We start from the raw sequence: 15,541 nt of genomic DNA, 5'->3' as shown, positions 1-15,541 counted from the left end.
GCTGAGCTTGAGGGCACGATTGTTTATTGCGGTGGCGGGGTGGGTTGCGGCTGCGGTTGCTGTTTGTCTTTATCTTTGCCGCCGCCGAAGATCTTCTGCAGGAAGTTTTTCTTCTTGGGTTGGACAGGCTGCTGGGTGGTGTCGGGGGCGTTGCCGTCGGGTGGGGTGTTAGGTGTGACGCGCACGATGGGGGCGCCGGTGGTGGGCGGCGGTGGGGGTGTCTCTGATTTGCTGCCGCCTATGCCGAGGATCTTCTGGATGAGGTTTTGGGGGCTTTCGCTCATCTGGCTGCAGGTGTTGGTTGGGGCAGTGCCGTCGAGGAAGGCGGCGTAGAGGATGTTGCTGGGGCAGGTGGAGTCGGCCAGGAGGTTCGAGGTCTTGTCGATGCGGGCGGTGGTGATGCCCTCGGGTGGGGAGAAGGGCTTGACGTCGGAGTACTGGGGGAGTTGGATGGCGCGCTTCATGAACTCGGTCCAGATCGGTTCGGCGGCGTGTGCGCCCTCGATCTTGACGTCGGTGTAGTCGTCGTTGCCGACCCAGATGATGCAGATGAGGTTGGAGGTGTAGCCGGCGAACCAGGCGTCGTGACTGGTTCCGGTCTTGCCGGCGGCTGGTGCGGTGAAGCCATGGCCTCTGACGGCGGCGGCGGTGCCGTAGTTCATTACGCCTTCGAGCAGCGACTGGGTGAGGTAGGCGGCGCGAGGATCCATGACTTGCTTGGCCTCGGGAGAGAAGTCGGAGACGATGTCGCCGCTCGCGTTACGGACGGAGGCGAGCATCCACGGGGTAAGGTGGACGCCGTTGTTGGCGAAGACCGTGTAGGCGCCCGCCATGTCGATTGGTGTGGCATTGTAGGTGCCGATGGCAACCGAAGGAGTGCCGCGGGCGTTGGTGATGCCGGAAGAACGGGCCAGCGCGGCAACGTTGTCGAAACCTACCATCTGGCCCAGCTGAACAGTGGCCGCGTTGAGGGAGTGAGCGAGAGCGTATGCTGCGGTGACGTCGCCTTTATAGCCGCTGATGAGGTTCTTTGGCGTGTAGGTTTGGCGGCCATTGTCGTAGGTGAAGGTGGTCTCTTCATCGTTGAGTTGTGTGAGAGCAGTGAAGACGCCCCCGCCGCCGTCTTCGCTGCTGAGCGAGAGGCCGTTGAGGGAGCTGTTGTAGGCCGCGGCGTAGACGAAGGGTTTGAAGATGGAGCCGGTGGGGCGCTGGGAGACGGCGTGGTTGAGCTGGGAGAGGCCGTAGTTGCGGCCGCCGACGAGGGCGAGAATCTGTCCGGTGTGGGGGTTGATGGCGACGAGGGCGACCTGGGGGTAGGTGATGGGGCCGGGCTGTTCGCCTTTGGGTGTCTTACGCTGTTTGCGGACGAGTTCGTCTACATTCTTCATTCCGATCTCGACGGCCTCGGAGGCAGCGCGCTGAAGTTCGGGGTCGAGCGAGGTGTAGATGCGGAGGCTCTGGTGGGCGATGTCCTGATCGCCGATGCGCTTGACGAGCTGGTCGTGGACGAGATCGACGAAGTACGGGGCTTCGCTGGCGTCGATGTTGGGGGGCGCGAGGCGGACGGGTTCGGCCTTTGCGGCTTGTGCCTGACTGGCGGTGATCGCGCCGGTTTCGACCATGGAATCGAGGACCACGTTGCGGCGCTCCATGGCGCGCTCGGGATGCCGGTAGGGGTTGAGGCGAGTGGGTGACTGGATGGTGCCGGCGAGGAGAGCGGACTCGGCGAGGTCGAGCTGCTGGAGGTTCTTGCCGAAGAAGGTCTGTGCGGCCTCGCCGAAGCCGTTGATGGCGTAGCTGCCGCGCTGGCCGAGGTTGATCTCATTCGCGTACATCTCGAAGATCTGCTTCTTGGTGAAGCGGGCTTCAAGCTGGAAGGTGATGAGAATCTCGATCATCTTGCGCTTGATGCGCTTTTCGGGCGAGAGGAAGAGATTTTTCGCCAGCTGTTGAGTAAGCGTGGAGCCGCCGCAGGTGCGATGGTGAGTGACGAGGTCGGAGAAGGCGCACTTGGCGATGCGCATGTAGTTGATGCCGCCGTGATTGAAGAAGTCGCGGTCTTCGATGGCGATGACGGCCTGCACCATGCGGGGAGGGATCTCGTCGTAGGAGACGAGGCGGCGCTTGGTCCGGTTTTTGTCTTCGGAGAGGGCGGTGATGAGCTGGGGCTCGAGCTCGTAGGCGCTGAGGGTCACTCCGTTTTCGGCAGTGATGCTTTGGACGACTCCGCCGGAGGTGTTGATGGTGGCGCCGTCGGTGTTGTGGTAGCTCTCGGTGCCGGGCTTGATGAAGATGTTGTCAGCGTTGAGCTGGTAGGTGCCGAGGTGGGAGTTGGCGTTGTAGCCTGCCTGACGCAGGTCGGCGGCAATGGCTGCGGCGGAGAGCTTCTGTCCGGCACGGACCTCGCGCGGCGCGGCGTAGATCTGCGAGACGCTGGCGAAGATGGGGCCGGCGGCGATGCGGTCATCGACAACGCGTTGGTAGTGGTAGTAGAAGTAGCCGAAGACGCTGCAGCCGACTACCAGAATGGCAAGCAACGTGATGAGCGCGATGCGTAGAAGACGTGACTCCACAGCTAGAGCTTTGGTGCCGGTGCGGGCGTTGCTGCCGTATTTGAGTTTGACTGGCAAGATGCTCTTTCGTTGGACGTTTAGAGGCCAGCTGCGGGGAGCGAGTTGTTCAGCGTAGAGGTTATCTGGCCGGATACCTTCGCGGTAACCTCGTTGATGGCGACGTCTTCGGTGACGCTCCGGAGGCGGTCGAGAAATTCTACCTTGCCCTCGGCGACTCCGCGACCAATATTGATTCGATAAGGGATTCCAACGAGATCGGCGTCTTTGAATTTGACGCCGGCGCGCTCGTCGCGGTCGTCGAGGAGTACGTCGACACCAGCGGCTTCGAGGTCCGCAGCTATTTTTTCTCCCGCGGCGAGCAGGGCCTGGTCGGCGACGTTGGTGATGGTGACGACGACCTGGAAGGGGGCGATGGCGGGGTGGAGAGCGTAGCTTGCACCCTGGTTGGCGGCGGCTGAAGTTTCGATCGCCGCGGTGAGGATGCGTTCGATGCCGATGCCGTAGCAGCCCATGATCGGAGTGACCTCTTTGCCGTCACGGTTGAGGACAGAGGCTCCCATGCTTGTCGTGTATTTGTTGCCTAGTTTAAAGATGTGGCCGATCTCGACCGCCGTGCCGAGACGCAGGGGCTGACCGCCGATGGGATCGAGTTCGCCTTCGATGATGTTGCGGACGTCGGCGACGAGGGTGGACTTGAAGTCGCGGGTGGGCGTGACGTTGCGGAGGTGATACTCCTCTTTGTTGGCTCCGGCGATAAGGTTGGTGCGGCCTTCGAGGGCTTTGTCGAGGATGACCAGGGTGCCGGGTTTCTTTGGGTGCGGAGCGGCTTCGAGGCCGATGGGACCGAGATATCCTGCGGGTGCTTTGAAGGTGGCTTCGATCTCTTCGGTGACCATGGGGCGGAGTTCACCGCCGGCCAGGAGAAGGAGCTTTGCTTCGTTGATGGAGTGGTCGCCGCGCAGGAAGACTACGACGGGGCGGAGTTTGCCGAGTTTGGCGTGGTCTGATTCTTTGAGTTCGGCCATATAGGCCATGGTCTTGATCTGATGGACCGGGGCGAGGTTGAGGAAGGCTCCGACCTCGTCGATGGTGCGCTGGCCTGGGGTATGGACAAGCTCGGGGAGGCCGTCGCCGGTGGGGGCGAGGTCATCGACGGGAGCAAGCTGCGAGGTGGCCTTTTCGAGGTTGGCGGCGTAGCCTGAGGCGCTGCTGGCTATGAGATCTTCGCCTGCGTCGGTGTAGACCATGAACTCCTGCGAGGCGGAGCCGCCCATGGCGCCGGAGTCGGCGTCGACGGCGACGAACTGCAGGCCGCAGCGAGTGAAGATGCGGCGGTAGGCCTGATCGTGTTTGTTGTAGGAGATGTCGAGGCCGGCTTCATCGATGTCGAAGGAGTAGGCGTCCTTCATGAGGAACTGGCGGACGCGAAGCAGGCCGGATTTGGGACGGGGCTCGTCGCGGAACTTGGTTTGGATCTGGTACCAGATCTGGGGGAGCTGTTTGTAGCTGCGGAGTTCCTTGCGAGCGATGTCGGTGACGATCTCCTCGTGGGTCATTGCGAGGCAGAGCTCGGCGCCCTTGCGGTCCTTGAGACGGAACATGTTTTCGCCCATGCCGGACCACCGGCCGCTGGCCTCCCAGACTTCTTTAGGGTTCAGTGCGGGGAGCAGGAACTCTTGGCCGATGCGGTCCATCTCTTCGCGCACGATGGCGACGATCTTGTTGACGGAACGATTGCCGAGGAAGAGGTAGCTGTAGATGCCAGCGCCGAGTTGGCGGATATAACCGGCGCGGAGGAGAAGCTTGTGGCTGGCGACTTCGGCATCTGCGGGTGCTTCACGGAGGGTGGGGATAAAAAGTTGAGACCAACGATGCATTGTCAAAAAAGGCGCTTTCCGGCCCATCGCATCGTGGCTGCGTGAGCATTTTAAGATGAGCCTCCATTCTAAACCGGGTGACTTCGGATTTATTTGGGGACGAGGTTTGTTCGGGTTGATGGGGCATGCAATGGGGTTAGGTCTGCATTCTATTCGCTATGTCGTTCATGCGACATACTTTCTATCTTGATAAAGCGTAGAGTCCAATCAATCGCATCTACCCGCCCTGCAATGTGTGGGCAACTCGTCTTTGCGGCTAGAGAGGCGACTCTCGTGCAAAGGACCTCGGGGTGCGAAATAACCACACTATGACTGAGTCACTACCGCGACCAAGAAATCTCATGCTGGCTCAGTTGCCGGATGTCGAGTATGAGGCGTTGGTCAAATTTCTTGTGCCTGTGGAACTGCCGTTAGGCACGCGTCTCTCCGAACCCAACGAACCTGTCGAGTTTATCTATTTTTTGAATAGCGGCCTGATCTCGACCGATGCGCTGACCGAGAAAGGCGAATCAGTAGAGGTTGGAGTGATTGGCCGTGAGGGATTCTCGGGACTGCCGGCGCTTCTGGATCAGCCTCAAATGTCGCACTCGGTGTTGATGCAGGGAGTAGGCGAGGGGCTACGAATCCGATCTTCCATCGTGCGCGATCAGTTTTTGAAGGGTGGAATGCTACAGCGGCTCGTACATTCGTTCGCCTATTTACAACTTGCACAGACGTCTCAGTCGGTGCTCTGCAACCGGATGCACGAGGTGGATGCGAGGCTGGCGCGATGGCTGCTCACCTCTGCCGACCGGATGGAATCGGAGTCGTTGAACCTGACGCAGGAGTTTCTGGCGCAGATGCTGGGGGTGCAGCGGTCGACGGTGACGGTGGCGGCCGGAGATCTGCAGAGAGCCGGTGTCATCGGGTACAGCCGCGGAAAGATCAACATTTTGGATCGCCCGGCGCTGATCGGGAGGGCGTGCGAGTGCTACAGCATTGTTACTTCTGCGTACGATCGGATCATTACCAAAAAATTTTTAGCAGAATTGAGTTATGTCGAATAGGAGATTGAAAGGATGCTCGTATTCTGCTAGGCTCACCGGGCGATTGTGTAGACCCAACACACTTCTTGATTTGCTCAAACGCGTCGAAGAAACCCATTCGGGAGACGACCGTGCCGAAGATTCTTTTGGTGGGACAGGACGTTCGCTTGTTAGGCACGCGGGCTGCCGTGCTCAGGAAGACCCGCGCCCAAGTGAACTACTGCCTGGGGTCGCAGGCGGTCGGAAGGGTAAAGAGCGAACGGCCGGATCTCGTGGTCCTCTGTCATTCGCTTCTAGAGGGTGAGGCGGAGTCGATCGCAGATGATATCCGTAAGTGTTGCAAGACGACGAAAGTTTTGATGGTTCTATCCGAAGCGGGGACTGAATTTCCGCTTCAGGATGGAAAGTTTGATGCGATTTGTTTGTCACGTCCTGATCGACTCATCGCTTGTGCAAAGGGGTTGCTGGGTGGGCCTCTACCCCATTGTGTGCAGGGAATGAAGGGCAATGGAGAGGCAACGCTGGCTCCCTGATTGGTGCCGAGATTACATGACACTGATTGTTCGATGCGGCTTCGGGATCAGGTGAGTTGCAGGGTCCATAGGTCGTGGAGATGGACGACGCCTTCTACCTGACTACCAAGGGCTACAACGATGAGTGAGGTGATCTTCTTGTCCTCCATGATTGCCAGGGCTGAGGAGGCCAGGGCGCTGCCTTCAATCGTGTGGGGATGGGAGTTCATGATTTCGGCGGCTGTGTGTTCGAGGGCGTGGGATCCGTCGCGCTCGAGGAGTCGGCGGAGGTCGCCATCGGAGATCATACCGGCTAAATGACCGTCTTTTAGGACGGTGGTCATGCCGAGCTTTTTTCGCGACATCTCATAGATGACCTGCGGCATGGGCGTGGATTCGCTGACCTGTGGGAGGGCATCGCCGGTGTGCATCAGCTCGCGGACGCGGGCGAGCCGTCTGCCGATGCGGCCGCCGGGATGGAGGTCGGCGAAGTCTTCGACCTTCCATTGACGGAGGCGGCTTACTTCGAGGGCGAGGGCGTCGCCGAGAGCGAGCATGACGGTGGTGGAGGCGGTGGGCGCGAGGTTGAGGGTGCAGGCTTCGACAGAGACGCTCGCGTCGAGGAAGATGTTGCTGGCCTGGGCGAGGGTGGAGGTGCCGCAGCCGCTGATGGCGATCAGTGTGGTGTTGAGGCGCTTGAGCGTGGGGAGGAGACGGAGCAGCTCTTCCGTTTCGCCGCTGTAAGAGAGGGCCAGGACGACACCGCCGGAGGTGAGCATGCCGAGGTCGCCGTGAATCGCTTCGGCAGCGTGCAGGAAGTGTGCCGGGGTCCCGGTGGAGCGTAGAGTGGCGGCGATCTTGCGCGCGATGATGCCGCTCTTGCCGATGCCGGTGACGATGACTCGGCTTTGATTGGTAGCGGCTTGAAGCAGATGATTGATCGCCTCGGTAAACGGGGCGAGCAGCGTGGTGTCGAGGCGGTGGGCTAGCTCGTTGAGCGCGGCGGCTTCGATGCGGACGAACTCGGAGGGACGCGGGGAATCGGATGGGGCGGTGGCTTTGCTGGACATAGTGGCTGAACCATGTCGATGCTAGCAGAGGTCTGCGTCGGAGCAAGACTGATGTGCGTTTTCGAGGTTCGGCTACGAGAGGGTCGTGTAACTTGCAGAGAAAGCTGCCGGTGCATCGTTTACGGGGTCTTTGCGTCTAAACTACTGGTGTGGCGCGAGGTTCGTGCTGAAAGGATTTCTGACGTGAAGCGGAGTGGATTGGTCTTTGGTGTGATGGTGGTTGGGATTGCGCTGCTGTTGTGGGCGGGATGGCACAATCTGCGCGAGCGGAGGCTTGCGATGCAGCAGGCCCAGGAGAACCACGTGGTTCTTGTGCCGGAGAAGGCGGGGCCGGCGGCGCAGACAGATTCCCAGTCGCCGGAAGCAGAGGCGATGCAGATGCGTGGCAAGGTTGCCCCAGCCTTTACCCTCGTGACGTTGGACGGTAAGAAGGTTTCGCTGAGCGACTACAAGGGGCGGCCGGTGCTGGTGAACTTCTGGGCGACATGGTGCGGGCCCTGCAAGGTGGAGATGCCGTGGTTTGAGGAGTTTCGCAAACAGTATGCGGCGCAGGGGTTTGAGATACTCGGGCTGGCCGATGATGTCGATGCGGGCAAGGACGCGATCGCGAAGGTGGCGCAGAAGACAGGGGTGACTTATCCCATTTTGCTCACCGATGGGAAGATCCAAAAGGCTTATGGCGGACCGGATGGGATGGACTATCTGCCGATGTCGTTCTATGTCGACAAGAACGGCGTGATCGTCGAGGAGACGGCTGGGCTCGGAAGCAAGGATGAGATCGAAGCGCACATCAAGAAGATTGTTGCTTCGGGAGCGACGACGGCGGCGGGTGGACAGTGACGGGATTGACGAGTTCCTTCGCGGGATTGTTGATCGCTTTGCCAGTGGCGTTGGCGGCGCAGCAGGTCGGCAATCTTGATACTCCGGTGGTGAAGCCGAAGTCGTATGTTGTGTATGGGGCTGATCAGCAGAATGTCGTTGCAGGCAAGCGCAGCGTGGTGGAGCTGCACTTTCGCGTGCTGGATGGCTACCATGTGAACTCGCACACGCCCAAGTCGGAGCTGTTGATTCCGACCAGGATAGAGTTGCAGCCGGCGACTGGAGTGAAGGCTGAGGCGGTTGAGTATCCGACTGGTACGTCCTACAGCTTTAGCTTCGATCCGACGGAGAAGCTTGACGTTTACACGGGGACGTTTACCGTGAGGCTGCCGGTGGTGGCTGAGGCGGGGACGCATAGTGTGGATGGAACGCTTCGGTATCAAGCATGCGATCATGCGGCGTGCTATCCGCCGAAGAGCCTGCCGGTACAGGTAATCTTTACGGCGAAGTAGCTTCGGGCTTGTGCGTCAAACGGCAAGATTTCTGTTGGTAGGCTCGATACGTCCGGCGGTTTTTCTCATGGAGTGGTGGCATCATGGAGGAACAGGACAGACAGGAGCGGGCGGACGGAAATGGAAGAATTTCGAAGGCTGACACGGCTGCCGGCGTATGTATTCAACATCACAAGTGAGCTGAAGGCTGCGGCGCGCAAGCGTGGGGAAGACATCATTGATTTCGGGATGGGGAATCCCGACGGCGCGACGCCGAAGCATATCGTCGACAAGCTGATTGAAGCGGCGCAGCGGACGGCTACGCATCGCTACTCGTTGTCGCGAGGGGTGCCGCGGCTGCGTCGAGCGATTTGTAACTGGTACAAGCGGCGTTACGATGTGGATCTTGATCCTGAGACCGAGGCGATTGTTACGATCGGTTCGAAGGAGGGGATTGCGCATCTTTGCGTGGCGGTACTGGATGATGAAGACACGGTTGCTGTTCCAAATCCCAGCTATCCGATTCACATCTTTGGGCCGGTGATCGCGGGCTCGAAGGTGCAGAGCATTCCTATGCGGGGCGGGACTGCGGAGGCGCTGCTGGAGGAGTTGGAACATGATCTGCCGCGTATGGAGCCGCGACCGAAGCTGCTGATTCTGAACTTTCCTTCGAACCCAACGGCGCAGTGCGTGGAGCTTTCTTTCTTTGAGCGAATCGTCGCGCTGTGCAGGGAGTTGGGGATCTACATTGTTCACGATCTTGCTTACGCGGATATAGTTTTCGATGGCTATCGTGCTCCGAGCATCCTTGAAGTTCCTGGAGCTAAGGAGATTGCGGTGGAGTTCTTTACGCTCTCGAAGAGTTACAATATGCCGGGCTGGCGGGTCGGCTTCATGGTGGGAAACACCAAGCTGGTCGCGGCTTTGGGACGCATCAAGAGCTACTTCGACTATGGGACTTTTACGCCGATTCAAGTGGCGGCAATCTGCGCGCTGGATGGGCCGCAGGAGTGTGTGGCGGAGATTCGCGATATTTACAAGGAACGGCGGGATGTTCTGGTGCCGGGGTTGAATAAGCTGGGATGGCCGGTGGATCTGCCGAAGGCTACGATGTTTGCGTGGGCGAGGATTCCGGAACAGTACAAAGGGCTTGGATCTGTTGAGTTTTCGAAGAAGCTGCTGCTGGAGGCGAAGGTTGCGGTGAGCCCTGGAGTGGGTTTTGGCGAGCATGGGGACGGGCATGTTCGGTTTTCGTTGATTGAAAATGAGGAGCGGACACGGCAGGCGCTGCGGGGGATTAAGCAGATGTTTAAGGCTGGTTGAAGATCGAGTTTTGCAAAAAATATTTGCCCCGGTGAGAGCCGGGGCTTTTGCTGTTTTACTGGTGTTTTTGAGGGGTGTTTTGGGAAATTGTGGTGTTTGGCGATGGTGAGTTGTGGTTAGGATCGTGGTGGATTGTGGTGGGGAAGTGGTGTTTTGCAGTCGCATTTTCAGGCGCGAAAAATACGCCATGTTTTTGAGATTTATTTTCGGGTTGCGGGTGGATTTTGAGTGGCGAGTATCGGGGTGCCTTGGTGGAAGGTGATCTGCCATTGGCCGTTGACGTGCGTCCAGATGGAGCTTCGCAAGGACTGGCCGATTGGTTCTCCCGCGGCGTTGCGCCGGGTAGCTTTGTAGGTTGCGAGGATGACGTTGGGGGCTAGTTCTCTGGTTTTGAAGTCAGAGAGGAGGGAGGCTGGGCGGGGTGGTTCGTCTTGAAACTCTTTTGCGAGGTCTTCGAGGATGGCGGCTTTGTCGAAGACTCGGCCTGAGCCACCGAACTCGAGGAAGTCGTCGGCGAGATAGGAGGCGAGGGTTTCCGAGTCGCGGCGGACGGTGGGGTCGAGGAGATGTTCTTCGAGGGACTTCAGGTGGTCGGCGATTTGCATAATGAAACCATTTCGGCAGTTTCAGAGATGGAGATAGTCTAGCGTGGCTAAGGGTTTCAAATTTCCTGATTACGGTAGCCGTGACGCTTCGGGGTTCGGGTGAATCCGGCTAATTTACCGTGAGGGTGAAGTTGGTTGAAGCTTTGATTGCGGTGTTCACGGAATCGGTTCCGGTCAGTGTGAGGGTGTAGGTGCTCGCGTTGGGCGGGGGTGTTGTATTGCCGGTTCCGCCGGAACTTCCACCTCCACTTCCTCCGCAGCCCGAGAGTCCCAGGCTCGCTATTGTGATGAACGCGACAGCGAGCCACAGTGATGGGCTGAGTCTTCTTCGTCTTCTCGTAAAGAAAGATCCGCCCACCAGCAGGCCTGCATAGATGACAATTCCTGGCGTGCTGCGCCACTTCGATGACGTTTCTCGTCTCGAAGATGCGTGTGAGGTGAGAGTGCGAAAACTCGTAGGTTCGCCCGAAACTACGCGAGTACATGCCGAGCCGACGCCGATGTTCAGTGTGGCCGCGTTCGGATTGTTGGTGGTCGATGCGCTGATGAAATAACACACCTCAGAGGTGCCAGTAGACGTAGCGGCGGCGAGAGACCAGGCGACCCTGCCACTGTAGCCTCCAGCGGGTGTTGCGCTGATTGGAATGCTGCCCTGGCTGCCGTTTGCGACCGTGATGTTTGCGGCTGCCACCGTGAAGCTACCGGTCGCTGTCAGGTTCCCGACCTGGAAGGCGTAGGTCGCGATGGAAGGTGAAAGCGTTGCGTCGCCCGGATAGGCGACGGTCAGCAGATGAGAGCCGGGGGTTGACGGCTGCGGAAAAGGAAAGGTGATGAGTTGGCCGCCGTCGTTATAGTAAGGAGTCGACGGGAACGCAAGCGAAGGGTTCAAGACAGTGCCATCGAGGGAGACCGAAATGCCGCCGGTGAGAGCAACGGCATTCACAGGAGAGATGGCCGGTCCCACGGTAATTTGAACGGCAATATCTCCGGGAGTGTCGGTACCAACAGAATTGATCCGGATAGTGGTCGGCACTAGTTTCGTGGTTGGGCTCGAAGGTAACGCCTTAGCCAACTGGCCGAAATCGACGCTGCCTAGGCCGGTGGCCTCGTCATATCCCGGAGTTGCTGTATATCCTGACTCGCCGGGGGCTGCACAAGAGGGAGTGGTGGAAGCGCAGGCATTCGTGCCCGAGACAATATCGTGAAATACCGCTGCGTACGATGCAGGATTTGATGCCAGGCCGTACAGGATGGGATTGATGTTTCCCTGTCCTGTTTCCTGCTGGGCCTGATTGAGGATGGCGATTAGACCAGCGAAGATGGGCGTGGCAAAGCTAGTTCCTCCGGCTACGGGGAAGTTCGTGTTGCTACCTCCCAGTCCATTGGCACAACTGGCTGTCTCCCCTTGTGAGTTCGTCAGGGAAGGGTCGCCGGAGCAGAACAGAAAGCCGGGACTGGCGATGGAGGACTGAAGCGCGACGTCGGGCAATAGGCGATAGGCTCCAGAAGGTATCCCGGGAACGGCGGACTGCCATGTGGGTCTGGAGAAGTGGGTGCTGGCCCCACCCCCACCCGCGGCGATGCCGAACGAAGACGAACCCTCGTTCCAAACCACCTCTGGAACGTAGGAAAGTAAAGAACTGCTCAGGTTTTCGTTGTTGGCGGCTGACCAATATTGACTGGACCCTGGGGCAAAGGTTCCGGTCGCCATCTGGGTTCCGCCAATTGCTGTGACATAGGGACTGTCCGCAGGATAGGAGACCGAGAGAGCCTGTTGCTGCGTGAGCGAGAGCCCTGAAGAGGTGAAATCGACGCAAGCTGTGGAGCCGCTGTCACCCGCAGCAGCGACAATGGTTTGTCCTTGGGCGGCCGCTCGTTCGAAGAGCGCATTTCCCTGATCAAGATCTGTCGCGCTCATCAGCGATTCGCAGACGCCATAACTGATGCTGATTACGGGGGCTATATTCTGGTCGATCGTGAACGCCAGGGCGTCGAATACATCGTAGTTCTGGTTAGCACCTACATGAACGAAGAATATGTTGGCCTCTGTTGCGATACCGGAGGAGTATTCGAGGTCGATCTCGGACTCCCCCTCATCGCCTGGCGAGATGGCCTCGACACCTGAGCCTGGAACCAGGACAAAGCTGATGTTACCGATGCTGCCCGGCGAGAGGTTTCCCTTGAAGAACGAGACCGCGGAGGTAGTATCCGCATCGGACTGACCGACCACAGCGAGGCCTTGGCCCGAACCCGTGAACCCGCTGCTGTAGAGCGTGTTCAGGTCGTACATTGTGGCGATGTCTTGTGGGCCGAGGTAGTGGGTTTGGGTTGCCAGTGTTGTGTAGTCGGGATGGGGGTGGGTTTGTACTTTTAGGTTTGGCTTGGGGCGGAAGTCGGAGAGGTGGAGGACGGCGGCGGTGACGGGGGTGAGTTCGGCGGGGAGGGTGAGGTCGGCGGCGGGGGCGAAGTGTAGCTCGCCTTCGGTGCGGTAGTTGTGGAGCTCAGTGCCGAAGGCGGCCTGGACCTGCGCGGCGGTGCCGGAGAAGGTGATGCGGTCGCGGCTGCGGGAGACGCTGTCGATGTGAAAGCCGCGGGATACGAGCCAGCTTTGAGTTGCGGCGATGTCCTGGTCGGCGACACCGAAGCGGGTGGCGAAGGTCTCCGGGGTGAGCCATTGGTGATAGAGGGGCGAGGCTGGGTTCTGCTGGGCGGAGAGAAGCTCTTGCAGGGTGGCTTCCTGCGTGGCGGAGCGCTTGAAGACGAGCGTGATGCCGGGGATGGGTGTCTCGGAGGAGAGGGCGCCGAGGTCGTCAGCGGTGTGGACTCTGGGGGTGCGTGAGTTGGAAAGGACTACGCGAGATGCCTCGGTGATGGGGCCTTTTATCCGGGGCTCCGGAGTTTGGGAGAACGAGGTTTGGGAGGCAGGGGTTTGGGAGAACGAGGGCAGAGAGGAGACCAGCAGGGCCACGGTAAGGAGTGGCAGGAGTACTCGACGAAAGTGCTTCATATGGAGCTAATACTCTTTTCTTGGGCCTGAACGCGTTGGGGGAAACAGACAAGAGACTAGCAGAGGAGGTTGCGGGAACTCTAATAGATTTTGCGAGAGAACAGTTGCGGCGGTAACGTGCCACGATTGTGCCATGTACAAACGAAGAGTTCGGGAGGCTTTGAGCGGGAGTTGGATCGCGACTGGGGCAGGTTTTTTTCTGGAGTAGACTTTTCGCATGAAAAATCTCTTTGAACGGTCGGCAGTGGAAGAGGTGAAGGGACGGATGGCGCAGTTGCGGCCTGATAGCGCTGCGCATTGGGGCAAGATGAATGCTGCGCAGGCGGTGGAGCATTGTGCGAGGGGAATGGAATTGGCGTTGGGGGATCGGCGTCCGCCGCGGGTGTTGATCGGGCGGATTCTGGGGCCGTTGGTGAAGCCGATGGCGTTTCGAGACGGTGAGCCGATGCGCAAAAACTCGCCTACGGTGCCGGGGCTGGCGGTGGAGGACGAACGGGACCTTGAGGCGGAACGTAGCCGGTTATGCGGGCTGATCGACCGTTTTGCTGCGGGTGGGCCGGAGGGATGTACTGACCATCCGCATAGTTTCTTCGGGCGGTTGACGCCGGAGGAGTGGTCCGCGTGGATGTATAAGCACCTGGATCATCATCTGCGGCAGTTTGGGGCTTAGTGCTTCCTGGGGCCCAGGGCTTCGACTACTTCTTTGTGTTGGCGAGTTTCTTTTGGGTTTCGAGGAAGCGGCGGACTCGGTCGAGGGTGCGGGATTTGCCGAAGACTACCATGCTTTCCAAGAGCGGCGGGGACATGGTGCTGCCCGTGAGGATCGCGCGGAGGAGCATGAAGTTTTCTTTGACGGACCACTGCTTTTCTTCGCCTAGTTTTTTTAGGGCGGGCTCGAGGGCTTCGTGGGTCCAGTCGGTGGCTTCGAGCACGGTGAGTTGCTCGGCGGCGAAGGCCAGGGTTTCTTCGGGGGTGCGCTTTTTGGGGACGAAGACTTCAGCGGGCGGCATGATGTAGTCGGCGAAGAGGAAGTGGGTGAGGTTGCCGAACTCGCCGAGGGTTTCGATGCGGGTTTGGACTAGTGGGGCTATTTGTTGCAGGTAGGCGTCGCTGAGGATGGTTTCGCGTAGGGCAGCGTAGAACTTCTCTGGCGTGAGGGCGCGGATGTACTCGCCGTTGAGCCACTTGAGTTTGGTTAGGTCGAAGACGGGGCCGCCCAGGCGGATGTTTTTTACGTCGAAGCGGGCGACCATGTCGGGGAGGGTGAAGATGTCGGTCTCGCTTGATTTCGTCGCGGGCTGTGTGGGTGTGGATTCGGTGGTGGGTGCTGGCATGCCGCCGCCCATGAGGCCGAGGAAGTTGATCATGGCTTCGGGGAGGAAGCCGGCCTGGCGGTAGTAGATGAGCGAGACGGGATTCTTGCGCTTGGAGATTTTGGACTTGTCGAGGTTGCGCAAGAGGGGCATGTGCCAGAAGCGGGGGATCTGCCAGCCGAAGGCTTTGTAGAGGAGGACGTGCTTGGGAGTGGAGGAGATCCACTCTTCGGCGCGGATGACGTCGGTGATGCGCATGAGGTGGTCGTCGACGACGTTGGCGAGGTGGTAGGTGGGGAAGCCGTCGGACTTCATGAGGACCTGGTCGTCGACGTTGGAGTGCTCGAAGCGGATGACGCCGCGGAGTTCGTCTCGGAACTCAGTGAAGGCGGGGTCGCCGGCAGGAACTTTGAGGCGGACAGTGTAGGGGCGGCCTTCGGCGAGGTACGTGTCGATTTGTGCCTGGGAGAGTTCGCGGTGGGCGCCGTCGTAGCGCGGCGGGAGCTTGGAGGCGATCTGGCGCTGGCGCAGGTCTTCGAGCTCTTCGGGAGTTTCGAAGGAGCGATAGGCGGTGCCGTTGGCGAGGAGGAGCTCGACGTGCTCGCGGTAGATTTCGGTGCGCTCGGACTGGCGATAGGGGCCGTAGGGGCCGCCGAGGTCGGGGCCTTCGTCCCAGGTGAGGCCGAGCCAGCGGAGGGAGTTGAAGATCTCCTGCTCGGAGGTGGCGACGAAGCGGGCGCGGTCGGTGTCCTCGATGCGGAGGACGAATTTTCCGTTGCGCTGGCGGGCGTAGAGATAGTTGATGAGGCCGATGTAGGCGGTGCCTACGTGGGGGTCGCCGGTGGGGGAGGGAGCGATGCGGACGCGGATGGGGGCTTCGGTGGTGCTAGTGCTATTCGTCATAAAGGCCAAGAGTTAATGCTAGC

General features: G+C 59.6%; 12 protein-coding genes. 6 read left to right on the top strand and 6 right to left on the bottom strand.

Annotated elements, in window-relative coordinates:
* Positions 1-23 precede the first annotated feature (23 nt).
* Complete coding sequence (locus HDF12_RS14565) at positions 24-2,630, bottom strand: transglycosylase domain-containing protein (protein WP_179584506.1); 2,607 nt, start codon at positions 2,628-2,630, stop codon at positions 24-26.
* Between the two features lie 20 nt (positions 2,631-2,650).
* Complete coding sequence (locus HDF12_RS14560; protein WP_179586939.1) at positions 2,651-4,450, bottom strand: proline--tRNA ligase; 1,800 nt, start codon at positions 4,448-4,450, stop codon at positions 2,651-2,653.
* Between the two features lie 341 nt (positions 4,451-4,791).
* On the opposite strand from HDF12_RS14560, the gene HDF12_RS14555 reads away from it, so the two are divergent.
* Both HDF12_RS14555 and HDF12_RS14550 read left to right on the top strand, forming a co-directional pair.
* Positions 4,792-5,496, top strand: coding sequence for a Crp/Fnr family transcriptional regulator (locus tag HDF12_RS14555; protein ID WP_246373394.1), 705 nt, complete (start codon positions 4,792-4,794; stop codon positions 5,494-5,496).
* Positions 5,497-5,606: 110 nt separating this feature from the next.
* Positions 5,607-6,008 carry a hypothetical protein gene (locus tag HDF12_RS14550; protein WP_179584502.1) on the top strand — a complete coding sequence of 134 codons (402 nt, stop codon included), beginning with the start codon at positions 5,607-5,609 and terminating at the stop codon, positions 6,006-6,008.
* Positions 6,009-6,055: 47 nt separating this feature from the next.
* Here HDF12_RS14550 and HDF12_RS14545 read toward each other — a convergent pair whose 3' ends face one another.
* Positions 6,056-7,057, bottom strand: a complete 1,002-nt coding sequence (locus HDF12_RS14545; protein WP_179584500.1) for a KpsF/GutQ family sugar-phosphate isomerase — start codon at positions 7,055-7,057, stop codon at positions 6,056-6,058.
* 183 nt (positions 7,058-7,240) lie between these two features.
* Here HDF12_RS14545 and HDF12_RS14540 point away from each other — a divergent pair, with 183 nt between their 5' ends.
* From HDF12_RS14540 to alaC, 3 genes are all read left to right on the top strand, one after another.
* Positions 7,241-7,897, top strand: a complete 657-nt coding sequence (locus HDF12_RS14540) for a TlpA family protein disulfide reductase (protein ID WP_373563933.1) — start codon at positions 7,241-7,243, stop codon at positions 7,895-7,897.
* Positions 7,898-7,902: 5 nt separating this feature from the next.
* Complete coding sequence (locus HDF12_RS14535) at positions 7,903-8,388, top strand: protein-disulfide reductase DsbD N-terminal domain-containing protein (protein WP_179584498.1); 486 nt, start codon at positions 7,903-7,905, stop codon at positions 8,386-8,388.
* A gap of 120 nt (positions 8,389-8,508) precedes the next feature.
* Complete coding sequence (gene alaC / locus HDF12_RS14530; protein ID WP_179584496.1) at positions 8,509-9,690, top strand: alanine transaminase; 1,182 nt, start codon at positions 8,509-8,511, stop codon at positions 9,688-9,690.
* Positions 9,691-9,890: 200 nt separating this feature from the next.
* Here alaC and HDF12_RS14525 read toward each other — a convergent pair whose 3' ends face one another.
* A complete protein-coding gene (locus tag HDF12_RS14525; protein ID WP_179584494.1) occupies positions 9,891-10,295 on the bottom strand; it encodes a nuclear transport factor 2 family protein in 405 nt (134 codons plus the stop codon).
* Between the two features lie 109 nt (positions 10,296-10,404).
* The gene (locus HDF12_RS14520; RefSeq protein ID WP_179584492.1) at positions 10,405-13,302 is read right to left on the bottom strand and encodes a S53 family peptidase; all 2,898 of its coding nucleotides are present in this window, start codon (positions 13,300-13,302) and stop codon (positions 10,405-10,407) included.
* A gap of 217 nt (positions 13,303-13,519) precedes the next feature.
* On the opposite strand from HDF12_RS14520, the gene HDF12_RS14515 reads away from it, so the two are divergent.
* The gene (locus HDF12_RS14515) at positions 13,520-13,972 is read left to right on the top strand and encodes a DUF1569 domain-containing protein (RefSeq protein ID WP_179584490.1); all 453 of its coding nucleotides are present in this window, start codon (positions 13,520-13,522) and stop codon (positions 13,970-13,972) included.
* Between the two features lie 25 nt (positions 13,973-13,997).
* On the opposite strand, the gene gltX is transcribed toward HDF12_RS14515, so the two are convergent.
* Positions 13,998-15,518, bottom strand: coding sequence for a glutamate--tRNA ligase (gene gltX / locus HDF12_RS14510; protein ID WP_179584488.1), 1,521 nt, complete (start codon positions 15,516-15,518; stop codon positions 13,998-14,000).
* Between the last annotated feature and the right edge of the window lie 23 nt (positions 15,519-15,541).

It is taken from the genome of Tunturiibacter gelidiferens, from assembly GCF_013410115.1.
Classification (GTDB): domain Bacteria; phylum Acidobacteriota; class Terriglobia; order Terriglobales; family Acidobacteriaceae; genus Edaphobacter; species Edaphobacter gelidiferens.
Note: the sequence above shows the minus strand (reverse complement) of the source record. Positions and strands in the feature narration are given on the sequence as shown.